The 21,918-nt window shown below is 53.9% G+C and carries 23 protein-coding genes; 10 read left to right on the forward strand and 13 right to left on the reverse strand.

Going from position 1 to position 21,918, the window contains the following annotated elements; genetic code table 11:
- Positions 1 to 5 precede the first annotated feature (5 nt).
- The 4 genes from ruvA to HMPREF2551_RS04020 all read right to left on the reverse strand — a co-directional run bounded on the left by ruvA (position 6) and on the right by HMPREF2551_RS04020 (position 2,702).
- On the reverse strand, positions 6 to 590 hold the full coding sequence (ruvA, locus tag HMPREF2551_RS04005) for a Holliday junction branch migration protein RuvA (RefSeq protein ID WP_049335658.1): 585 nt from the start codon (positions 588 to 590) through the stop codon (positions 6 to 8).
- 98 nt (positions 591 to 688) lie between these two features.
- A complete protein-coding gene (locus HMPREF2551_RS04010) occupies positions 689 to 1,408 on the reverse strand; it encodes a septal ring lytic transglycosylase RlpA family protein (protein WP_070813672.1) in 720 nt (239 codons plus the stop codon).
- A 48-nt stretch (positions 1,409 to 1,456) separates the two neighbouring features.
- Positions 1,457 to 1,921, reverse strand: a complete 465-nt coding sequence (trmL, locus tag HMPREF2551_RS04015) for a tRNA (uridine(34)/cytosine(34)/5-carboxymethylaminomethyluridine(34)-2'-O)-methyltransferase TrmL (RefSeq protein WP_036492475.1) — start codon at positions 1,919 to 1,921, stop codon at positions 1,457 to 1,459.
- A 64-nt stretch (positions 1,922 to 1,985) separates the two neighbouring features.
- The gene (locus HMPREF2551_RS04020) at positions 1,986 to 2,702 is read right to left on the reverse strand and encodes a ComF family protein (protein ID WP_070837288.1); all 717 of its coding nucleotides are present in this window, start codon (positions 2,700 to 2,702) and stop codon (positions 1,986 to 1,988) included.
- On the opposite strand from HMPREF2551_RS04020, the gene bioH reads away from it, so the two are divergent.
- Both bioH and HMPREF2551_RS04030 read left to right on the forward strand, forming a co-directional pair.
- Positions 2,701 to 3,447: a pimeloyl-ACP methyl ester esterase BioH gene (bioH, locus tag HMPREF2551_RS04025; RefSeq protein ID WP_070624861.1), complete on the forward strand. Its 747-nt coding sequence runs from the start codon at positions 2,701 to 2,703 to the stop codon at positions 3,445 to 3,447. The genes HMPREF2551_RS04020 and bioH overlap by 2 nt on opposite strands.
- 60 nt (positions 3,448 to 3,507) lie before the next feature.
- Entirely contained in the window at positions 3,508 to 4,314 is an 807-nt protein-coding gene (locus tag HMPREF2551_RS04030) for a class I SAM-dependent methyltransferase (RefSeq protein WP_070837290.1), read from the forward strand.
- A 66-nt stretch (positions 4,315 to 4,380) separates the two neighbouring features.
- Here HMPREF2551_RS04030 and HMPREF2551_RS04035 read toward each other — a convergent pair whose 3' ends face one another.
- The 3 genes from HMPREF2551_RS04035 to HMPREF2551_RS04045 all read right to left on the reverse strand — a co-directional run bounded on the left by HMPREF2551_RS04035 (position 4,381) and on the right by HMPREF2551_RS04045 (position 6,398).
- Positions 4,381 to 4,629: a BolA family protein gene (locus tag HMPREF2551_RS04035; RefSeq protein ID WP_003686612.1), complete on the reverse strand. Its 249-nt coding sequence runs from the start codon at positions 4,627 to 4,629 to the stop codon at positions 4,381 to 4,383.
- Positions 4,630 to 4,754: 125 nt separating this feature from the next.
- Positions 4,755 to 5,084, reverse strand: a complete 330-nt coding sequence (locus HMPREF2551_RS04040) for an FKBP-type peptidyl-prolyl cis-trans isomerase (RefSeq protein WP_094192864.1) — start codon at positions 5,082 to 5,084, stop codon at positions 4,755 to 4,757.
- A 138-nt stretch (positions 5,085 to 5,222) separates the two neighbouring features.
- Complete coding sequence (locus HMPREF2551_RS04045; protein ID WP_070837292.1) at positions 5,223 to 6,398, reverse strand: cytochrome-c peroxidase; 1,176 nt, start codon at positions 6,396 to 6,398, stop codon at positions 5,223 to 5,225.
- Positions 6,399 to 6,778: 380 nt separating this feature from the next.
- Between HMPREF2551_RS04045 and efeU the strand changes: the two genes are divergently transcribed.
- The 3 genes from efeU (at position 6,779) to efeB (ending at position 10,182) form a co-directional block, all read left to right on the forward strand.
- Positions 6,779 to 7,603 (forward strand): iron uptake transporter permease EfeU, encoded by an 825-nt coding sequence (gene efeU, locus HMPREF2551_RS04050; protein ID WP_070837294.1) that lies wholly within the window; start codon positions 6,779 to 6,781, stop codon positions 7,601 to 7,603.
- Between the two features lie 12 nt (positions 7,604 to 7,615).
- Positions 7,616 to 8,782, forward strand: a complete 1,167-nt coding sequence (efeO, locus tag HMPREF2551_RS04055; protein WP_004519217.1) for an iron uptake system protein EfeO — start codon at positions 7,616 to 7,618, stop codon at positions 8,780 to 8,782.
- 134 nt (positions 8,783 to 8,916) lie between these two features.
- Positions 8,917 to 10,182, forward strand: a complete 1,266-nt coding sequence (efeB, locus tag HMPREF2551_RS04060; protein ID WP_070837296.1) for an iron uptake transporter deferrochelatase/peroxidase subunit — start codon at positions 8,917 to 8,919, stop codon at positions 10,180 to 10,182.
- 78 nt (positions 10,183 to 10,260) lie between these two features.
- On the opposite strand, the gene HMPREF2551_RS04065 is transcribed toward efeB, so the two are convergent.
- The 3 genes from HMPREF2551_RS04065 to HMPREF2551_RS04075 form a co-directional block, all read right to left on the reverse strand.
- Positions 10,261 to 10,728, reverse strand: coding sequence for a CinA family protein (locus HMPREF2551_RS04065; protein WP_070837298.1), 468 nt, complete (start codon positions 10,726 to 10,728; stop codon positions 10,261 to 10,263).
- Positions 10,729 to 10,805: 77 nt separating this feature from the next.
- The gene (locus HMPREF2551_RS04070) at positions 10,806 to 11,651 is read right to left on the reverse strand and encodes a mechanosensitive ion channel family protein (RefSeq protein ID WP_070837301.1); all 846 of its coding nucleotides are present in this window, start codon (positions 11,649 to 11,651) and stop codon (positions 10,806 to 10,808) included.
- A gap of 111 nt (positions 11,652 to 11,762) precedes the next feature.
- Complete coding sequence (locus HMPREF2551_RS04075) at positions 11,763 to 12,764, reverse strand: thiamine ABC transporter substrate-binding protein (protein WP_070837302.1); 1,002 nt, start codon at positions 12,762 to 12,764, stop codon at positions 11,763 to 11,765.
- Between the two features lie 64 nt (positions 12,765 to 12,828).
- Between HMPREF2551_RS04075 and HMPREF2551_RS04080 the strand changes: the two genes are divergently transcribed.
- The 4 genes from HMPREF2551_RS04080 to glmS all read left to right on the forward strand — a co-directional run bounded on the left by HMPREF2551_RS04080 (position 12,829) and on the right by glmS (position 17,251).
- On the forward strand, positions 12,829 to 13,476 hold the full coding sequence (locus HMPREF2551_RS04080; protein ID WP_070837303.1) for a pyrimidine 5'-nucleotidase: 648 nt from the start codon (positions 12,829 to 12,831) through the stop codon (positions 13,474 to 13,476).
- A 61-nt stretch (positions 13,477 to 13,537) separates the two neighbouring features.
- Positions 13,538 to 13,813: a membrane lipoprotein lipid attachment site-containing protein gene (locus HMPREF2551_RS04085; protein ID WP_070837346.1), complete on the forward strand. Its 276-nt coding sequence runs from the start codon at positions 13,538 to 13,540 to the stop codon at positions 13,811 to 13,813.
- 64 nt (positions 13,814 to 13,877) lie between these two features.
- The gene (glmU, locus tag HMPREF2551_RS04090) at positions 13,878 to 15,251 is read left to right on the forward strand and encodes a bifunctional UDP-N-acetylglucosamine diphosphorylase/glucosamine-1-phosphate N-acetyltransferase GlmU (RefSeq protein WP_070837305.1); all 1,374 of its coding nucleotides are present in this window, start codon (positions 13,878 to 13,880) and stop codon (positions 15,249 to 15,251) included.
- A 161-nt stretch (positions 15,252 to 15,412) separates the two neighbouring features.
- Positions 15,413 to 17,251 carry a glutamine--fructose-6-phosphate transaminase (isomerizing) gene (gene glmS / locus HMPREF2551_RS04095; RefSeq protein ID WP_049349140.1) on the forward strand — a complete coding sequence of 613 codons (1,839 nt, stop codon included), beginning with the start codon at positions 15,413 to 15,415 and terminating at the stop codon, positions 17,249 to 17,251.
- A gap of 77 nt (positions 17,252 to 17,328) precedes the next feature.
- Here glmS and HMPREF2551_RS04100 read toward each other — a convergent pair whose 3' ends face one another.
- From HMPREF2551_RS04100 to HMPREF2551_RS04110, 3 genes are all read right to left on the reverse strand, one after another.
- On the reverse strand, positions 17,329 to 17,688 hold the full coding sequence (locus tag HMPREF2551_RS04100; RefSeq protein ID WP_070837307.1) for a DUF2628 domain-containing protein: 360 nt from the start codon (positions 17,686 to 17,688) through the stop codon (positions 17,329 to 17,331).
- 131 nt (positions 17,689 to 17,819) lie between these two features.
- The gene (locus HMPREF2551_RS04105; protein ID WP_070837309.1) at positions 17,820 to 19,118 is read right to left on the reverse strand and encodes a M16 family metallopeptidase; all 1,299 of its coding nucleotides are present in this window, start codon (positions 19,116 to 19,118) and stop codon (positions 17,820 to 17,822) included.
- A 58-nt stretch (positions 19,119 to 19,176) separates the two neighbouring features.
- Entirely contained in the window at positions 19,177 to 20,526 is a 1,350-nt protein-coding gene (locus HMPREF2551_RS04110; RefSeq protein ID WP_070837311.1) for a M16 family metallopeptidase, read from the reverse strand.
- Positions 20,527 to 20,720: 194 nt separating this feature from the next.
- Here HMPREF2551_RS04110 and HMPREF2551_RS04115 point away from each other — a divergent pair, with 194 nt between their 5' ends.
- Positions 20,721 to 21,899 (forward strand): phosphoglycerate kinase, encoded by a 1,179-nt coding sequence (locus tag HMPREF2551_RS04115; protein ID WP_036493913.1) that lies wholly within the window; start codon positions 20,721 to 20,723, stop codon positions 21,897 to 21,899.
- Positions 21,900 to 21,918 lie beyond the last annotated feature (19 nt).

A 21,918-nucleotide genomic window follows, 5' to 3' on the forward strand; every position in this document is an offset into this window, starting at 1 on the left:
CGGCCTTATTTGAGCAGGTTTTTTAAGGCCAGGCGCACGCCTTCGCCGACTTCCGTGCCTTTGGGAATGCCTTTGGTGGCGGCTTTGGCTTCGCGTTCGTTGTAGCCGAGGGCAAGCAGGGTGTTGATGATGTCTTGGCTTTCGTCGGCAACGGCATCAGGGGCAAACAGGCCGTCTGAAACGGTATGGGACACGAGTTTGCCGCGCAGTTCCAACACCATGCGCTCGGCGGTTTTTTTGCCGATGCCGGGGGCGGAGGAGAGGCGTTTGACGTCTTCTTCGGCGACGGCTTGCGCCAGCTCGTCGGCATTCATGGCCGACAAAATGCCCAATGCGGTTTTGGCACCGATGCCGCTGACTTTGACCAGTTGGCGGAAGGTGGCGCGTTCCTCGGCCGAGGCGAAACCAAACAGCAAATGCGCGTCTTCGCGGACGACAAGCTGGGTGTAGAGATGGACGGTTTCGCCAACGGAAGGCAGGTTGTAGAAAGTCTGCATGGAAACGTCGGCTTCATAACCGACGCCGTTGACGTCGATAACGACCTGCGGCGGATTTTTCTCAATCAATTTGCCTGTGAGCCTGCTGATCATGGTGTTCCCCTGTGATTAAAAAAGGCCGTCTGAAACCTTGCAATCGGGTTTCAGACGGCCTTGTATTGTATCAAACTTCAGCGGTAACGCGGACGAAATCAGATGGCGGATACCAGGTTCAGATGACGGGCGCGTTCGCCTGCTTCGGCGGCACGTTCTTGGCTGCTGAACGGACCCATTTTGACAACATATTCGTAGTTGCGTTTTTCCAGCATGACTTTGCTGTCTGACGGCAGGCTTTGTGCAGCTTGGTTCAAATAAGCCTGTGCTTCGCGTTGGGTACCGAAGGATTTCAAATCAACAAAAAATTCTTTGTTGTTTGGGGAAATAATGGTTTGAGCGGCGGTTTGGCCGGGGATGATTTGTTCAACTTTAACGTTGGCCGTGCCTTGGTTGATGAAACCCAATTGTTGGGCGGCGGCGCGGGAAACATCGATGACACGGTTGCCGTGGAAAGGGCCGCGGTCGTTGACACGGACGATGACGCTTTTGCCGTTTTGCATATTGGTCACGCGTGCGTAGCTGGGAATAGGGAGGGTTTTGTGGGCGGCGGAGAGGGCGTTCATATTGTAACGCTCGCCGCTGGAAGTTTTACGGCCGTGGAATTGGTTGCCATACCATGAGGCTTTGCCGGTTTGGCTGAAAGAGGAAACTTGGGTCAACGGCGTGTAGCGTTTGCCGGCAACTTTGTAACTGCGGTTGGCAGAAGGATGCAGTTTTTCGACTCGGACCACGCTGTCGGCGACGGCGGCATTGATGGAAAGGACGCCGATGGTGGTGGCGGCTAAGGAAAGGAGGGTTTTTTTGGTAAAAGTCAAAACGGGTTCCGTTCTTGAGTTGATAACGCAGCGGTTTCAGACGGCCTGTTATACGCCGCCGGCAAAACCATTTTGTCGCCATGCTTCAAACAGAATAACGGCGACAGTATTGGAAAGATTCATGCTCCTGCTGCCGGGCATCATCGGCAGGCGGATTTTTTGTCCGGCAGGCAGGCTGTCGAGAATTTCGGCAGGCAGGCCGCGCGTTTCGGGACCAAACAGCAACACGTCGCCTTCGCGGAAGGAAACTTCGTCGGGGCGGGTAGAGCCTTTGGTGGTCAGCGCGAAAATGCGGCGGCCTTCAAGAGCCTTGAGGCAGTCTTCGAAATTCTCATGTACCGTCAGTTTGGCAAACTCGTGATAATCCAAGCCCGCGCGTTTCATTTTGGACGAATCCAGCGGAAACCCAAGCGGCTTGACCAAGTGCAAATCGGCACCGGTATTGGCGCACAGGCGGATGATATTGCCCGTATTGGGCGGGATTTCGGGTTGGTACAAAACTATGGTAAACATATAAATCAATCACTTATAGAGTGGCATAATGCCGAAATGTTCCATGGGTGTCAAAAACTTTAAGCTATTTTTTCATTGGCGGCCATGCCAAAGACCAACAACAAATCCGGCCTGCGCCTGATTTTTTCAGCGTTTTCGCCAATTCGTCCAAAGTCGAGCCGGTGGTGAAGACATCGTCAATTAACAGAATATTACACGCCTTCGGCAATTCGGTTTTGATTTTAAATGCATTCTTGATATTTCGCCGACGTTCGTCGCTTTTCAGCGTACTTTGCGGCTCGCCGTGCCGTCTGAAAACCGCGTGGTGCGGCAACAGCGTCCAGCCGTAGCGTTTTGCCAAAATATCCGTCAACGCCTCGCTTTGGTTGAATCCGCGCTTGAGCCGCCGCTCTTTGCTCAAAGGCATGGGTAGGACGAAATCGAAGTGTTCCGTCGCCAGCCAGCCGGGTGCGTTTTGGCACATCAAATCCGCCAACGGACGGCTCATGCCCAAATCGGCCAAGTGTTTCAGCTCACGTATCATGCTGCTGACAGGCGGTTCGTAATACAGCGAGGCCCACATTCTATCAAATGCGGGCGGCTTTTTCTGACAACTGCCGCACACCGCCCCGCCCGCGACATGGCGGAAACACAAAGGACAGCTTTGTGCCGCGTCGATAAAATATTCCGTCAAATCGTTTGCGCAGCCTCGGCAAAGGCCGTCTGAAACGGAATCGTGGCATAATACGCAACGTCGCGCATTGAGCCGTTTCAAATTGCGCCACCAAGAAAGAACATTCATGCCACACTCCGCCAAAAAAGTTTATCTGATACACGGTTGGGCGGCGAACCGCCATGTATTCGACGATTTGATACCGCGCCTGCCTGCCGGTTGGGACGTCCGCGCGCTTGATTTGCCCGGACACGGTGATGCGCCTTTTACCGAGCCGTTTGATATTGCCGCCGTTGCCGAAGCCTTCGCCGGACAAATCGACACGCCGGCACACATTCTCGGCTGGTCGCTGGGCGGACTGGTTGCCCTGTATCTGACCGCGCTTTATCCCGACAAAATCCAATCGCTCTGCCTGACGGCAAGTTTTGCCCGATTGACTGCCGACACGGATTATCCCGAAGGCTTGGCGCAACCTGCCTTGGGCAAGATGGTCGGCGCATTCCAGCAGGATTATGCCAAACATATTAAACAGTTTCTACAACTGCAACTGCTGCACACGCCGCATTCCGGCGAAATCTTAAACCGGGTGCTGCCCGATTTGGCGCGCTGCGGCACGCCTTCCGCCTTACAGGCCGCGCTTGAAGCGGTCAACCATGCCGACGCGCGTCCGCTGTTGCCGCTGATTCAAACGCCGTCATTGCTGGTGTTTGGACAGAAAGACGCCATTACGCCGCCGCGCATGGGCGAATATTTACACCGCCATTTGAGCAACAGCGAGCTGGTCCTTATCGACAAAGCCGCACACGCGCCCTTTTTAAGCCATGCCGACGAATTTGCCGAAACCTACCGCAATTTTGTCGAAAAGGCCGTCTGAAACAAACATCAACCATAAAAACAGAATATTGTCGGGCAAAGCCCGCTGACACAACCCACCATGACCGAACAAGACAAACGCTGGCAAATTCACCGCCATCTCGCCCAAGACACCGACGAGCGCCTGCAGCTGGTCCGCAATGCACCCAAACGCATCATGCTGATTGGTGCCGATGCCGACATCAGCCGCAGCCTGCTGGCCGCGCGTTATCCCGACGCCGTGTTTGAAGAATACGATCCGAATGCCGACTTTTTGAAAACCGCCGCCGCCGCGCGCAAAGGCGGTTTCTGGCAGAAGCTGACCGGCAAAACCATTCCGCAACATTGCCAAGCCCTGACCGCGCCGCTGCCCGAAGCATCCGCCGATATGCTGTGGGCCAACCTCAGCCTCAGCCGCGCCGACGATATTTTGCCGGTATTGAAAAACTGGGCCGTTGCTTTGAAAACCGACGGATTATTGTTTTTCACGCACTTTGGCCGCGACAGCCTGACCGAGCTGACAGGCCGTCTGAACCATGAAGGCATCGAATGCGAAGCGCCCACGCTGATTGATATGCACGACTTGGGCGATATGCTCGCCGACAACGGCTTTTACGATCCGGTAACCGACACGGCCAAGCTTGAGTTGAGCTATAAAAAAGCCGGGACGTTTTGGCAGGACATGGAAACCTTGGGATTGTGGAACGCGTTGAAGTTCAGCAATCCGCAGGCGGCCAAGGAAGCTGTGGATAAGATTTTTGCCAACGAAGGCCGTCTGAACATCACGCTTGAAACCGTGTACGGCCATGCCGTGAAGAAATTGGTGTTGCCGCAAGGGGAGAACGTGGTGCAGTTTTTCCCGAAAAAACAGATGCAGGCCGGAAGCTGAGGCTGCTTGGGTTTGAATGCAAAAAGGCCGTCTGAAGTTTCAGACGGCCTTTTGTTTGATTCCGAATTAAGCCTGTTTGGCCGCCCATTCGGCCGGCGTGGCGGCAACGGAAATCGACAGCGCGTGCAATTCGTTGCTTTCAAGTTGCGGCTTGAGGCCGTCTTTAATCAGGCGGTGGCGGGCGAGGCGGGCTTTGCCTTCAAAGGAAGAGGAAACGATTACGGCGAAGAAGTGATGGCCGTCGCCTTCGACTTCGACGTGTTCGCAAGGGGTAACGCCTTCAATCAGGGTTTTGACTTGTTCGGGTAAAAGCATGAGGGTTCCTTGGGAAATGGTTTGTTTGTAAAACAGGCATTATACCGAATCTTGATAAAAACAGGCCGTCTGAAACCTGAAAAACAGGGTTTCAGACGGCCTCGGTCTTTGGGAGCGTCAAATGCTTATTCGTACACTTTCAGCAGCTCGACTTCAAAAATCAAAGTTGCGTGCGGAGGAATCACACCGCCGGCACCGTGTGCGCCGTAGCCCATTTCGGAAGGAATGGTCAGCTTGCGTTTGCCGCCTTCTTTCATGCCGCCGAAGCCTTCGTCCCAACCTTTAATCACTTGGCCGACGCCCAGGGTGATGGTCAGCGGTTGACGGCGGTCGAGGCTGGAGTCGAACTTGGTACCGTCTTCCAACCAGCCGGTGTAATGTACGGTGATTTCTTTGCCTTTGACGGCTTCTTTGCCGTGGCCTTCTTGCAAGTCTTCAATAATCAGGCTCATGATGTTCCTTTCGGATGTATGGTGAAAATCGGCTCAAGATTACCATATTGTGCGCAATCGTGAAACAAAGCCGCCCATATGGCCGGCAGCAAAAGGCCGTCTGAAACGGATTTTCAGACGGCCTTTGTTTTATGCTAACCCTTATTTGTTGTCAGGTTGGGATTTGACATCGTGGGAGACGGGCAGCTCAGGCATGGTTCGGGCAGATTCAGGAACATTGCCGGAGAGGGCTTTCAAGAAGGCAACGATGTTTTCAGTTTCTTCCGGAGCCAGAGTTTTACCCAATTGAGCTTTCGCCATGATGTTGACGGCTTTATCCAATTCCCAAACGCTGCCGTTGTGGAAGTATGGGTAGGTGCGTTCAACGTTTCTCAAGCCGGGAACACGGAAGAAGAATTCGTCTTCGGCTTTTTTGGTTACGTCCGCACGGCCTTTGTCGTGTTTAGGATCGTCGATGTGTTTCCAGTAAGGGCCATCCACCAAACCGAATTTTTGGAACATGGTACCGCCCAAGTTGACGCCGTTGTGACAAGCGATACAGCCGTTGTCCATAAATGCGCGTACGCCTTTGCGTTCTTGTTCGCTCAGGGCAGATACGTTGCCTTTCAGGTAGTCGTCCCAACGGGTCGGGGTCAGCAGGGTACGTTCAAACGCGCCCAATGCGGTGGTGATGTTTTTTAAGGAAACCGCGCCGTCTTCAGGGAATGCGGCTTTGAATTTTTCTTGGTATTCAGGGATACCGGCGATTTTGGCGGCGGCATCGGCTTCGGTAGCGTTGGCCATTTCAACAGGGTTGAGCAATGGGCCACCGGCTTGTTCTTCCACATCGGCTGCACGGCCGTCCCAGAATTGGCTGCCCAACAAGGCGGCATTCAGAGCAGTTGGGGAGTTACGGCCGCCGAATTGGCTTTTATGACCCGCGCTGGTCGGCATATTGTCTACGCCGGCAGTTGCCAAGTTGTGGCAAGAGTTACAGCTGACGGTGTTGCCTTTGGACAGGCGGTTTTCGTACCAAAGTTGTTGGCCGAGTTTGACCTGTTCTTCGGTAAACGGACGGACTTTTTGCATTTCGGCTAAGTCAGGCAAAGGTTTGAACGTAGCTTGCGCGCGTTCCAACAGGGCTTTGTCTTCGTCAGAAACATCGGCAGAATTTTGAGGGGCTGAAACGGCGGCGGTGCTTGCGGCAGCATCGGCAGTGCTCGCGGCAGAAGCAGCTTGAGGAGTTTCAGTAGTTTGTGCAGTTTTCTCACCGCAGGCGGTCAACGCGGCAGAAACGACCAAGGCCAGAACGATTTGGTGGAGTTTCAAACGTGGCATAGGAGGTTCCTTTATTATGCATTTGTTATGTAATGGTTTGCTGGTTGCGACAGCAGTATTTGAACTATATGAGATAAGTTGCTTTTGATTCTTGCTGTAAATCAACCTTTTATTTTTGATAAATTTTGAAAATATAACCGATAGAGAATTTTATACTATGAAACTTTTTTATTGTTTTTTTACAATTAGTTAATGTTTTTAAGGCCGTCTGAAAAAACAAAATTCAGACGGCCTTTTAGTTTTTATTGATTACGTTCGTTATTTTATTTTAAAAAATCTTAATAATTATAGGATTATTAAAAAATGAAAATAATTTGCGTTATTAAGCGTAAAGCGTTATAAATGCGTTAACAAATGAACGTTTCACTTTAGAGTTTTTTATGCTGATTGCTTTTTTGATTATGCTGCGCGAGGGCATCGAAGCCGCCCTGATCGTCGGCATTGTTGCCAGTTTTTTAAAACAGTCGGGACACAGCGAGCTGATGCCGAAGGTTTGGCTGGGCGTGTTTTTGGCTGCGGCCATGTGTTTGGGTATCGGTTACGGCATTCATTCCGTTACGGGCGAGATTCCGCAAAAAGAACAGGAATTGGTGGTTGGCGTCATTGGCCTAGTGGCCGTGGCGATGCTGACGTACATGATTTTGTGGATGAAGAAGGCCGCGCGTTCGATGAAACAGCACCTTCAGGATTCTGTTCAGACGGCCTTGAACCACGGCAGCGGCCAGGGCTGGGCCTTGGTCGGTATGGCGTTTTTGGCCGTGGCGCGCGAAGGTTTGGAGAGCGTGTTTTTCCTGCTGGCCGTGTTCCAGCAAAGCCCGACGTGGTCTATGCCGATAGGCGCGGTGTTGGGGCTGTTGGCGGCGGTTGTCATCGGTACGCTGATTTATCAGGGCGGTATGCGCCTGAACTTGGCGAAGTTTTTCCGTTGGACGGGCGCGTTTCTGATTGTGGTGGCGGCCGGTCTGCTGGCCGGTTCGTTTCGCGCGCTGCATGAGGCCGGCGTATGGAATGTGATGCAGGACATCGCTTTCGACACATCGAAATATTTGCATGAAGACAGCCCTTTAGGCGTGCTGCTCGGCGGTTTCTTCGGCTATACCGACCACCCGACCGAAGGCGAAGTCCTGATTTGGCTGCTGTATCTGGTTCCCGTCATGATTTGGTTTTTGCGCGGCAGTGCGCCGGCAAAAACGTTAACTAAATAAAAAGGAAGTAAAATGAAAAAATTCAATCTGACTGCTTTGTCCGTAATGTTGGCTCTGGGTTTGACCGCGTGTCAGCCGCCTGAAGCCGAAAAAGCCGCGCCTGCCGCTTCAGGCGCATCCGCTGCCGCTAATGCCGACGGTTCGGTCAATATCGGCGTGAACGATACTGCCTGCGAACCGATGGAATTGACCGTCCCCAGCGGCCAAGTCGTGTTCAACATCAAAAACGACAGCGGCCGCAAGCTGGAATGGGAAATCCTGAAAGGCGTGATGGTGGTGGACGAGCGTGAAAACATCGCCCCGGGTTTATCCGACAAAATGACCGTTACCCTGCTGCCGGGCGAATACGAAATGACTTGCGGCCTGTTGACCAATCCGCGCGGTAAGCTGATTGTTACCGACAGCGGCTTCAAAGACACTGCCAACGAAGCCGATTTGGAAAAACTGGCGCAACCGCTCGCCGACTATAAAGCTTACGTTCAAGGCGAGGTTAAAGAGCTGGTGGCGAAAACCAAAACCTTTACCGAAGCCGTTAAAGCCGGCGACATTGAAAAGGCCAAATCCCTGTTTGCCGCCACCCGCGTCCATTACGAACGTATCGAACCGATTGCCGAGCTTTTCAGCGAACTCGACCCCGTCATCGATGCGCGTGAAGACGACTTCAAAGACGGTGCGAAAGATGCCGGATTTACCGGCTTCCACCGTATCGAACACGCCCTTTGGGTAGAAAAAGACGTATCCGGCGTGAAGGAAATTGCAGCCAAACTGATGACCGATGTCGAAGCACTGCAAAAAGAAATCGACGCATTGGCATTCCCTCCGGGTAAGGTGGTCGGCGGCGCGTCCGAACTGATTGAAGAAGTGGCGGGCAGTAAAATCAGCGGCGAAGAAGACCGTTACAGCCATACCGACTTGAGCGACTTCCAAGCCAATGTGGAAGGCTCCAAAAAAATCGTTGATTTGTTCCGTCCGCTGATCGAAGCCAAAGACAAAGCGTTGTTGGAAAAAACCGATGCCAACTTCAAACAGGTTGAAGACATTTTGGCGAAATACAAAACCCCGAACGGTTTCGAGCTGTACGACAAACTGAGCGAAGAAGACCGCAAAGCCCTGCAGGCGCCGATTAATGCCTTGGCAGAAGACTTGGCCAAACTGCGCGGCATTTTGGGTTTGAAATAAGATAACGCGTTTTCAGACGGCCTTTGGATATTGAAAGGCCGTCTGAATCTTATTGCCGCCCACACAAATATGCTTGAAAACCGACCTTACTTCATACGATTGCAATCTTTCCGTTCCCTGCCAAGGAGCAGACCATGAGCCAAAACAAACAACCGGCACAACCCGAAAAACGAACCCTTTTCAAAACTGCCCTTGCCGCCGGCGCCATCGGCGTTGCCGGTTATTTTGCCGGCAAAAAACAAGGCGAAGCCGCCGCCAATACCCAAAATAACCAACATTCCGAGCTGGCCTATCCGTGTTACGGCGAGCATCAGGCAGGCATCGTCACGCCACACCAGCTCTTCGGCATCATGTGTGCCTTTGACGTTACCGCCAAAGATGCCAAACAACTTGAAAACCTGTTCCGCGCCCTGACCGCCCGCATCGAATTCCTCACCCAAGGCGGCGAATACCAAGACGGCGACGACAAGCTCCCGCCTGCGGGCAGCGGCATCCTCGGCAAACAATTCCGCCCCGACGGATTGACGGTTACCGTCGGCGTCGGCAGCAGCCTATTTGACGACCGCTTCGGCCTCAAAGACAAAAAGCCGAAACACCTGCAGGAAATGCGCGACTTCCCCAACGACAAACTCCAAAAATCTTGGTGCGACGGCGACCTCAGCCTGCAAATTTGCGCATTCTCCCCCGAAACCTGCCAAGCCGCCCTGCGCGACATCATCAAAAACACCGCCCAGTTTGCCGTCATCCGTTGGAGCATAGACGGTTGGCTCCCTAAAGCCGAACCCGGCGCCATTGCCGCGCGCAATCTTTTAGGTTTCCGCGACGGCTCCGGCAATCCCAAAGTCGAAGATCCCAAAGTTGCCGATCAAGTCCTGTGGACAGGCGTTGCCGCCAACAGTTTGGACGAACCGGCATGGACGAAAAACGGCAGCTATCAGGCCGTCCGCCTCATCCGCCACTTTGTCGAATTTTGGGACCGCACCCCGATGCAGGAACAAACCGATATTTTCGGCCGGCGCAAATACAGCGGCGCACCCATGGACGGTAAAAAAGAGGGCGACACCGCCGATTTTGCCAAAGACCCCGACGGTAAAATCACGCCCAAAGACAGCCATATGCGCATTGCCAATCCGCGCGATCCTGAGTTCATGAAAAAACACCTACTCTACCGCCGCGCCTTCAACTACTCGCGTGGCCTCGCCGCCAACGGCCAGCTCGATGTCGGCTTGGTGTTCATCTGCTATCAGGCCAACCTTGCCGACGGCTTCATTTTCGTGCAAAACCTGCTCAACGGCGAGCCGCTGGAGGAATACATCAGCCCGTTTGGCGGCGGCTATTTCTTCGTCCTGCCGGGTGTCGAAAAAGGCAGCTTCCTCGGCAAAGAGCTTTTGGGCGTATAAATCCGCCGATGGTTTGAATAGATAAAAAGGCCGTCTGAAACCTGATTTCCAGATTTCAGACGGCCTGAGTTTTTTCTATCAAACCAAATGTTCCGCCAAGAAAGCCAATGCGTATTCGACGGCTTGCGCCCTTACTGCTTCGCGATCGCCTGGGAATAGCGCGGTTTGCTCAAACGAACCTTCGGGCGTGGCCAGGCCGAACCAGACTGTGCCGACCGGTTTGGCCTCGCTGCCGCCGCCGGGGCCGGCGATACCGGAAATACTCAAGGCGTAATCTGCCTGCGCGACGGCTTTTGCGCCGCGAGCCATTTCATAGACGGTCTCGCGGCTGACTGCGCCGTGTTTCAGCAAGGTGTCGGGCATGACGCCAAGGCGGTCTTGTTTGGCTTGGTTGCTGTATGTGACGAAGCTTTGGTGAAACCACTGCGAGCTGCCGGGAACGGAGGTCAGCGCACCTGCAAGCAGGCCGCCGGTGCAGGACTCGGCGCAGGTAACGGTTTGACGGCGGCTGGTCAGGTGTTCGGCGATGGTTTGCAGGTGGGACATAGCGGCTCCTTAATAGAAAAGGGTAAAACCGGGCAGGCGCTTGGCCCGCCGGGTTTCAGACGGCCTGAAAGCTGAAATCAGGCTTTCGGCTGGATGAGGTGGACATCGCGTTGCGGGAACGGGATGTTGATGTTGGCGGCACGCAGGTTTTCAACCACTTGCTCGTTCAGGGCGAATCGGAACGGGCCGAGGTTTTCTTCTTGCGTCCACGCCCAAAGGGTGATTTCGATGGCGCTGTCGCCAAGGTTGGTAATGTATACGACGGCAGGTCGTTCTTTGGTTTGAACACACAATGGATGCTCGGTTGCCGCTCTCAATACGGCGTCTTTGGCAACTTTTAAATCACAGGCGTAGTCGACACCGACAACGACTTGGGCGCGGCACAGGGGTAGGGAGGAGCGGTTGGTGATGCTATTGGTCATGACCATGCTGTTGGGCAGGACGACTTCTTCGTTGTCCGGCGTACTCAAAGAGGTCTGCACCATTTTGATTTCGCGGACGATGCCTTCAAAACCGTTGACGCGGATAAAGTCGCCGACTTTAAACGGGCGGAACAGGATAATCAGCGCGCCGGCGGCGAAGTTGGACAGTTGGTCTTTCAATGACAAAGCCACGGCCAGGCCTGCGCCACCGATCAAGGCGGTAACGGAAGTGGTCGGGATGCCGAGTTTGCCCAGTGCGGCGATGATGATGAGGATCAGCAGGCCGATGTTGGCGACGTTACCGAGGAAGCTGACCAGCGTTTTATCGACTTTGGCGCGTGTCAGCGCGGCTTTCATCAGTGTCACCACGCGCGTGGCGACCCAGCGGCCGATAAAGAAGATGGCTAAGGCGGCTAGCAGGTTGGTGCCGAAAGACATGCCGGTTTGGGCGAGTTGTTCCCAGCCGGAGAACGAAGAGAGGGCTTGAAGATCGAAATTCATAATTGTGTGTGCGTGTGAAGTTGTTTAAAAGGTTATTGTAAAACAAGGCCGTCTGGAAAACTAATGATTTGTTTTTTCAAACGGCCTTGATGTGTTTTTAAGTTTTTCGGTTTAACGTAAAACAGTTTTGCTCCAACGGCTCACCCATTGTTTTTGTTTGGTGTTGATGTCGGCGCGGTTGGGGGAATCGCTGTGTTTCGGGGTTTGGGCGAACTCGAATATTTTGGGCAGCGGCGTGTTTTTGACTGCCGGATAGACCCACATTTCGGCAGGCAGGGCTTTTTGCACGTCGCCGCTTTGCAGCCAGCTTACCAGTTTGGCCGCCAGCTCGGGTTGTTTCGCGCCTTTCAAAACGGCCGCGCCTTCAACTTGGCGGAATGTACCGCCTTTGAGGAAGAGGTTGCCGGTGGGCGGGGTGCTGTATTTGCCTTTGGAGTAGTGGACTTCGGCCGCCGGGCTGGTGGCATAGCTGACCACGAGGGGGTAGGCGCCGCCGTTTTGGGTGAAGTCGGTGTAGTAGGCTTCGCTCCAGCCTTTGGCGACTTTCACGCCGTTTTGGCGCATTTGCGCCCACCATTTGAACGCGCCTTCTTCACCCATGCCGCCGATGTTGGCCAAGAGGAAGGAGAGGCCGGGCGAGGATGTGGCGGGAGACGGGGTTACCAGAAGGTTTTTATATTCCGGTTTGGTCAGGTCTTGTAGGGTTTGCGGCAGGGGCAGTTTTTTCTGTTCAAACCATTTTTTGTCGTAGTTGATGGTGACATAGGCGTAATCGACAGCCAGCGCATCGGGCAGGGACGCGGTTACGGGCGCGGATTTGGGTTGGCTGGCAGCGAGGATGCCGGCGGCTTTGGCTTTGCCGATGTTGGCGTTGTCCAAACCGTAAACTGCATCGGCAATCGGGTTAGCCTTGCTCAAAATCAGCTTGTTGAGCATTTCGTTGCCGCTGCCTGCCTTGATGACGGACACTTTGGCATCGTTGGCTTTTTCAAATTGAGCGATGACGGTTTGGGGCAGGCTGAAGGATTTGTGCACGGCCAAACGCACTTCGGTTTGGGCGTACAGGTTTGCCGAAGCCAGCGACAGGGCGAGGGCGGACAATTTCAGTTTCATTCTCTTTCCTTTGTACGGGTAAAATACGAAATATCATAACAAAATCTGCATATCAAGGCACGATATGAATCATTCCCCCATTTGGCTGTTTGACCTCGACAATACTTTGCACAATGCCGAAGCCGGCATTTTCTACATCATCAACCGTGCCATGACCGAATACATGGCAGGCCGTCTGAAGCTTTCCGAAGAGGCCGCCTCCCAATTGCGCCAAGATTATTGGCACCGATACGGCGCGACGCTTGCCGGTTTGCAAATCCACCATCCCGAAGTCGATATCGATGAATTTTTGCGTGAAAGTCACCCGCTTAAGCAAATTTTGGCAAAGGTGGAGGGTATGGATGGAACTGATGACGTTTTAGGCCGTCTGAAAGGGCGAAAAGCCGTATTTTCCAACGGGCCTTCGTTTTATGTCCGCGCATTGGTTGAAACGTTGGGCTTGGAAGCGCATTTTGACGGCTTGTTCGGCACGGACGACTTCGGCCTGCTCTACAAACCCAATCCGCAAGCCTATCTCAACGTCTGCCGCCTGTTGGGCATCAATCCCGAACAGTGCATCATGGTGGACGACAGCGCCGACAATCTGCACCAAGCCAAAGCCTTGGGCATGAAGACCGTTTGGTACGGCGAAAAAGCCCATCCGTTGCCATTTGCCGACGGCATAGCGAAAGATATGCAGGGCTTGCTTGATTTTGCACAAAACCTGCCATGAAATTTTTAAAAATCAAGTACAATACACGGTATTGCCGACATTTAAAAACAAGGACAACATCATGCGTAAACTCGCTTTAATCCTGACCGCCGCCGCCGTTTTGGCCGGTTGCTCTTGGGAAACCTACACCACCGAATCCGGCCGTACCGCCGTACGCCAAAAATATGCTACCGGCACACCCATCGTTTATCAGGACGGTACTTATTCTAAAAACATGAATTACAACCAGTTCCGCCCAGAGCGCCGCGCCGTCCAATCCAATCAAGCGGAACACGCTGAACGCGGCCAAAACTGGCAAAAACCGCAATTCGCCAACCAACAGCCAGTAACCGAATAACAATATCCCCAAGGCCGTCTGAACTTTTCAGACGGCCTCAAACAACGACAACGGAAACCGTATCATGGCTCAGACAGCTTTAAATATCGTCATCCTCGCCGCAGGCAAAGGCACGCGCATGTACTCCAAAATGCCCAAAGTGCTGCACCGCATCGGCGGCCTTCCTATGGTTGAGCGCGTTATCGACACTGCCGCCTCCCTGAATCCCCAAAACATCTGCGTCGTCATCGGCCACGGCAAAGAGCAAGTCTTGGACACCGTCAAACGCGATGTCGTTTGGGTTGAACAAACCGAACAGCTCGGTACCGGCCACGCCGTCAAAACCGCCCTGCCGCACCTTGCCGCCGAAGGCCGCACGCTGGTGTTGTACGGCGACGTCCCCCTGATTGACGCCGCCACCCTCGAAACCCTGCTCGAAGCCGCAGGCAACGAAGTCGGCCTGTTGACCGACGTGCCCAACGACCCGACAGGCTTGGGCCGCATCATCCGCGACAGCAACGGCAACGTTACCGCCATTGTCGAAGAAAAAGACGCCGATGCCGCCCAAAAGGCCGTAAAAGAAATCAATACCGGCATTTTGGTTCTGCCTAACGCCAAACTCGAAGCTTGGTTGAACAGCCTTTCCAGCAACAATGCCCAAGGCGAATACTACCTGACCGACCTCATCGCCAAAGCCGTTGCCGACGGCATCAAAGTTCATCCCGTCCAAGTGCGCGCCTCCCATCTGGCCGCCGGCGTGAACAACAAACTCCAACTGGCCGAACTCGAGCGCATTTTCCAAACCGAACAGGCGCAAGAATTGCTCAAAGCAGGCATCACCCTGCGCGATCCGGCACGTTTCGATTTACGAGGCCGTCTGAAACACGGACAAGATGTCGTGATTGATGTCAACGTCGTCATCGAAGGCGAAGTCGAACTCGGCGACAACGTCGAAATCGGTGCCAACTGCGTGATCAAAAATGCCAAAATCGGTGCCAACACCAAAATCGCCCCGTTCTCCCATTTTGAAGGTTGCGAAGTCGGCGAAAACAACCAAATCGGCCCATACGCCCGTCTGCGTCCGCAAGCCAAACTGGCCGATGACGTACACATCGGCAACTTCGTCGAAGTCAAAAACGCCACCATCGGCAACGGCACCAAAGCCAACCACCTCACCTACATCGGCGATGCCGAAATCGGCAGCAAAACCAACTTCGGCGCCGGCACGATTATTGCCAACTACGACGGCGTGAACAAACATAAAACCGTCATCGGCGACGAAGTGCGCATCGGTTCAAACTGCGTCTTAATCGCCCCCGTAACGTTGGGTAACAAAGTGACGACAGGCGCAGGCAGCGCAATTACCAAAAACGTCGAAGACGGCAAACTCGTCCTCGCCCGTTCACGCCAAACCGTCATCGAAGGCTGGGTGCGTCCGGAAAAAGGCGATAAGAAGTAAAACCGGCCTTTTATTTATTTTCAGACGGCCTTAAGAAACAACAGGCCGTCTGAAATCCAGATTTGCCGTTTCAATGAATATAAAACGGCGTTTTCCGACTGCCGCTTTCGGGAGCCGGAGCAGCAGTCATTTTCTCAAACTTTTGATACTAAGGAACTTATATGTGCGGTATCGTAGGTGCTATTCGCGCCAATCACAATGTAGTCGATTTTCTGACCGACGGTCTCAAACGCCTTGAATACCGAGGCTATGATTCGTCGGGTATTGCCGTAAACATGGACGGCAAAATCAAACGCGTCCGCCGCGTCGGCCGCGTGCAGCTGATGGAGGACGCCGCGCGCGAAAAAGGCGTGTTCGGCCATATCGGCATCGGCCATACCCGTTGGGCAACCCACGGCGGTGTAACCGAGCCTAACGCCCACCCCCACATTTCCGGCGGCATGATTGCGGTTGTCCACAACGGCATCATCGAAAACTTCGAAGCCGAACGCGAACGCCTGCAAGCTTTGGGTTATACCTTCGAATCACAAACCGATACCGAAGTCATCGCCCACAGCGTCAACCACGAATACACACAAAACGGCGGCAAACTGTTTGAAGCCGTCCAAGCTGCGACTGCCCGTTTCCATGGTGCATACGCCATTGCCGTTATCGCACAAGACAACCCTGAAGAAATGGTTGTTGCGCGCATGGGCTGCCCGCTGTTGGTAGCCTTGGGCGACCAGGAAACCTTTATCGCTTCCGACGTATCCGCCGTGATTGCCTTTACCCGCCGCATCGCCTACTTGGAAGACGGCGACATCGCCCTGCTGAACGCAAACGGTATCGAAAAACTGCTCGACAAAACCGGTGCGCAAACCGAACGCGCGGTTAAAGTATCCGAATTGTCTCTGGCTTCTTTGGAGTTGGGCCCATACAGCCACTTCATGCAAAAAGAAATCCACGAACAACCCCGCGCCATCGCCGATACCGCCGAAGTCTTCTTGGACGGCGGTTTCGAACCCGAAAACTTCGGCGCGAACGCCCGCGAAGTGTTCGACGATATCCACAGCATCAAAATCCTTGCCTGCGGTACGTCCTACTATGCCGCGCTGACTGCCAAATACTGGCTCGAATCCATCGCCAAAGTGCCGACCGACGTAGAAATTGCCAGCGAATACCGCTACCGCGACGTGATTGCCGATCCGAAACAATTGGTCATCACCATTTCCCAATCCGGCGAAACCCTGGACACCATGGAAGCCCTGAAATACGCGCAATCCTTGGGACACAAACACAGCCTGTCTATCTGTAATGTGATGGAATCCGCCCTGCCGCGTGAAAGCGAATTGGTACTGTACACACGCGCCGGCGCAGAAATCGGCGTTGCCTCTACCAAAGCGTTCACGACCCAACTGGTTGTCCTGTTCGGCCTGGCCGTTACCCTGGGTAAACAGCGTGGCCTGGTTTCTGACGAACAAGCGCGTGAATACGTTGAGGAACTGCGCCAACTGCCGGGCAGTATTCAGCATGTTCTCAACCTTGAGCCGCAAATCGCCGCTTGGGCGCAAAAATTTGCCAAGAAAACCAGCGCACTCTTCCTGGGCCGCGGCATCCACTTCCCAATCGCCCTCGAAGGCGCGTTGAAGCTGAAAGAGATTACCTATATCCACGCCGAAGCGTATCCTGCGGGTGAGCTGAAACACGGCCCGTTGGCCTTGGTGGACGAGAACATGCCCGTTGTCGTGATTGCCCCGAACGACAGCCTGCTGGACAAAGTGAAAGCCAACATGCAGGAAGTCGGCGCACGTGGCGGCGAACTCTTCGTCTTCGCCGACCTCGACAGCAACTTCAACGCCACCGAAGGCGTGCACGTCATCCGCGCCCCACGCCACGTCGGCGTACTCTCGCCGATTGTGCACACCATCCCCGTGCAACTCCTGTCTTACCACGCCGCCCTCGCACGCGGTACAGACGTGGACAAACCGCGCAACTTGGCTAAATCGGTAACGGTTGAATAAGTAATAAACCGGTAAAAAAAGGCCGTCTGAAACTTGTTTCAAGGTTTCAGACGGCCTTTATGTTTTAAGAATCCGATTTATTTTTCGTATTCGGAAATGTATTGTGCGACAGCAGCTTCCGGATTATTGGCCTGAATGATTTTAGGTGCTTCTTGATAGCCGCGTTTTTTCAGATTTCCTTCACGCAATTTGTTGCCTTGTAAGCCAAGTACAATACCTAAACCGAAGCCAAGTGCGCTGACAAGGCTTCCCATGGCCGGATTGTCACCGGCGATTAAATTCAAAATTATAAATACAACAAAGATTCCGATACCCAAACCCCATATTTTTTTCACGCATGCCCAGATGCCGCCAAAGAAAAATGCAGGCCAAGACCAACCTTGTTTGACAGCTTCATATTGACCTGTCGGATTTTTGAATATTTTGTAAGTTTTCATAAAATATATTCCTTTTACGATCAAAAATTGAAAAAACAAGTGATTGTATCACGATAACATAAACGATTTGAATAATTAAAACAACAGGCCGTCTGAAAAATCTTTCAGACGGCCTGTTGTTTTAAAGCGTTTTATTCTGCGCCGACAACGACGGTGTTGAGGTCTTTGAATTTGACGCGGCGTTGCCATGCGTCGCGGACTTGTTCGACGGTCAGGCTGTTGATGGCTTTGGGGTAGGCTTCCAAGTAGTCGTTGGGCAGGTCGTAGAGGCCGATCAGGCTCAGGTAGTTAAGCAGTTTGTCGTTGGAGTCGTAGCGCAGGGGGAAGCTGCCGACGATGTTGGCTTTGGCCTGTTTCAGTTCGGCTTCGGTCGGGCCTTCGGCGATAAACTGTTCGATGACGGCTTGGGTGTCGGCCAGTGAGGCTTTGGTGTTTTTCTTTTGGGTGGAGTAGGAAACGGCAAACGTGCCTTCTTCTGTCGCCGGGGCGAGGCTGCTGTATACGCCGTAGGTGTAGCCGTGTTGGTCGCGCAAAACTTTCATGAGGCGGCTGTCGAAACCGCCACCGCCGAGGATGTAGTTACCGGCAACGAGGGCGTAATAGTCGGGGTCGTGGCGTTTGATGAGGGAGGTGCCGAGCAGGACTTGTGCTTGTGTGCCGGCAAAGGGGATGTCGCGGCGTTGGGCGGTTTGTTTGGGAACGGGCGGGATGGCGTGGGTTGCGGTGGCTTTGGCCGGCAGGTCTTTGAGGACGCGATCGACCAGTTGCTCTGCCTGTTTGCGGTTGAGGTCGCCGACGATGGCAACGATGGCGTTGTCTTTGCCGTAGTGGGTGCGGTGGAAGGCGCGGATGTCGTCCAGACTAACTCGTTTGAGGCTGTCAACGGTTATGTTTGCGCCGCTGCCGTAGGGGTGTTTCGGGTAGATGAGTTTGGTCAGTTCGCGCGTGGCGGTGTAGTCGGGGGTGGTTTCTTGTTGTTGCAAGCCGGTAATGGATTGGGTTTGACGGCGGCGGAAAACGGCTTCGTCAAAGCGCGGACGGGTCAGCGAGTGGTTGAGCAAGTTGGCGGCTTTGTCGCGGATGTCGGCTTTGCTGAGGCTGCGGAAGCCTGAGGACGCGCTCTCGGCATTGCTGTCGCTGCTGATTTGTGCGCCGATGTTGTCGGCTTCGGCATTGAAGGCTTCTTCGTCCAGCTCTTGGGTGCCGTCGGTCAGGAGGGCGGCGGTAAATTCGGCAACTTGGCTTTTGCCGTCCGGATTGGCGACGCTGCCTGCGCCCTTGAAGCTGACTTCAAGGTCGATGATGGGGTTTTCGTGGCGTTCGACAAGGAGGATTTGGGTGCCGTCGCGGTTGCGCCAGCGTTGGATGTCGGTGGCGGCTTGGACGCTTAAGGGCAGGAGTAGGGCAAGGGCGAGCAGGGTGGGTTTCATGTTGTGGCTTTCTGTTAGGGCCGTCTGAAAGGGTATGGGCTTTCAGACGGCCTGATGTTTATCGGCGTTTGGCAGCTTTTTTGCTTGGTGCGGCGGCAGGTTTTTGCGGTTCGATGATGACGGTACTCATGCGCTCGTCGGTCAACATCCGGGCGGCGGCCTGTACTTCTTGCGCGCTGACGGCCTGCAGGCGGCGGTGGATTTCTTGTTCGTCGGTATATTGGAAACCGCGCGCTTCGAGGCGGCCCATCATGGAGGCTTGGGAAGACATGGAGTCTTTGGCGTAGATTTCGTTGACCGCTGCCTGGGTTTTGACGCGCTGCAATTCTTCTTCTGAAACGCCGTTGTCGGCAATGTCTTTGATTTCTTGGCGCAGCTGGGCAATCAGAGTATCGGCTTTCACGCCTTCGGCAGGCATGGCTATTACGCTGAACAGCGGCATTTCGCGGCTGATGATGTCGTAATGCGTTCCTGCGCTCAATGCGGTTTGCTTGCCGCGCACGAGGTTTTTATCAAAACGGCTGGACGCGTTGCCTGCCAAAATATCGGAGAGGATGTCGAGAGCAAAAGGCATCGTGTCATCGAGTTTTTGGAGTTTCGGCACACGGAAGTTGATGGCAATCAGCGGCTGGTGTGTGACCGGAGAAGTGGCTTTGACTGTAACAGGTTTGCGCAAATAGGGTTCGGTATTCAGTTTGTTGCGCGGCGGCTGGGCTTTGGCCGGAATATCGCCAAAGAGTTTGGCGGCCGTTTGAAGCGTTTGTTTGGCATCGACATCGCCGACAATGACCAATACGGCATTGTTGGGCGCGTAATATTGTTTGTACCACGCGCGCAAGTCGTCGGCTTTGAGGGTGTGCAAATCTTTCATGTAGCCGATGACGGAGGCGCGCATAGACGGTTGGGTAAAGGCGGCAAGATAGGCTTGCTCCCACATTTTGCCGTCGGCCGTGTCTTCCGTGCGTTGGCGGCGTTCTTCGCGGATGACGTTCATCTCGTTGAGGAATTCTTTGTCGCTGAAGTTGAGGTTGTGCATGCGGTCGGCTTCGAGCTTCAGAATTTCGGGCAGGTTGGCGGCGGCGACGTTTTCGTAATAGACCGTTTCATTGCGGTTGGTGTAGGCGTTGTTTTGCCCGCCCAGCTCGGACACGCGGCGGTTGAACTCGCCGGAGGGAACATCTTTCGTGCCTTTAAACATCATGTGTTCCAAAGCATGGCTCAGGCCGCTTTTGCCCGGTTTTTCATCCACGCTGCCGATTTTGTACCAAATCTGCGAAACGGCCACTGGCGCGCGGTGGTCTTCTTTGACGATGATTTTCAGACCGTTGGGCAGGGTTTCGGAAAGCGTCTGCGCCCATGAAGCGGCAGGCAGCGCGAAGGCAAGCATTAAAGCAATTCGGCGTAACATGGTTCAATCCGTAAAATGAAAATCAATCGCCAAAGTATAGCGGAAAATCTGCAAAGATTGGACGAATGTTTCAGACGGCCCGGGCCTTATCTGCTGATTCACATCAAGCGCGGCCGTTGCCAATCTTTACCGTCGCGCCTCATTCGCGGATAATCCCAAACATTCCCGTTCCCAACCATCACAAAGGAATCATCATGGCATTTTTGAAACTGACCGAACAAAATGTTCAAGGCAAAACCGTTCTGATCCGCGCCGATATGAACGTACCGTTTAAAGACGGCAACATCAGCGACGACACCCGTATCCGTGCTTCGCTCGCATCCATCAAATACTGCTTGGACAACGGCGCGTCTGTGATCGTGATGACCCACCTCGGCCGTCCGACCGAAGGCGAATTCCATCCTGAAGACGATGTAGCGCCTGTTGCCGCGCATTTGGGCAAACTGTTGGGCAAAGACGTGAAAGTATTGAACGACTGGCGTGAAAACAAACCGACTTTGAACGCCGGTGATGTCGTGATGTTGCAAAACGTGCGCATCAACAAAGGCGAGAAGAAAAACGACTTGGAGCTGGGCAAAGCCTACGCTTCTTTGTGCGACGTGTTCGTCAACGACGCATTCGGTACCGCCCACCGCGCCCAAGCTTCGACTGAAGCCGTTGCCCAAGCCGCACCAGTTGCCTGCGCCGGTGTGTTGATGGCGGGCGAACTCGACGCTTTGGGCAAAGCCCTGAAACAACCGGCTCATCCGATGGTTGCCATCGTTGCCGGCAGCAAAGTGTCCACCAAACTGACCATCCTCGAATCTTTGGCCGACAAAGTCGACCAACTCATCGTCGGTGGCGGTATTGCCAACACATTCTTACTGGCAGAAGGCAAAGCCATCGGCAAATCTTTGGCCGAACACGATTTGGTGGAAGAATCCAAAAAAATCATGGCGAAAATGGCGGCCAAAGGCGGTTCTGTTCCGCTGCCGACCGATGTGGTTGTCGCTAAAGCCTTCGCCGCCGATGCCGAAGCTGTAGTGAAAGACATTGCCGACGTTGCCGAAGACGACATGATTTTGGACATCGGCCCGAAATCCGCCGCTGCTTTGGCCGAGCTGCTCAAAGCCGCAGGCACTGTCGTATGGAACGGCCCGGTCGGCGTGTTTGAGTTTGACCAATTTGCCGGCGGTACCAAAGTATTGGCCGAAGCGATTGCCCAAAGCGATGCGTTCTCGATTGCAGGCGGCGGCGACACTCTGGCGGCGATTGCCAAATTCGGCGTAACCGACCAAATCAGCTACATCTCCACCGGCGGCGGCGCGTTCCTCGAATTCTTGGAAGGCAAAGAGTTGCCTGCCGTAGCCGCTTTGGAAAAACGCGGCGCGTAATCGGTTTTAATATCGATGG

Origin of the sequence: Neisseria sp. HMSC066H01, assembly GCF_001837375.1 — a bacterium.
In the GTDB taxonomy this organism is placed as follows: domain Bacteria; phylum Pseudomonadota; class Gammaproteobacteria; order Burkholderiales; family Neisseriaceae; genus Neisseria.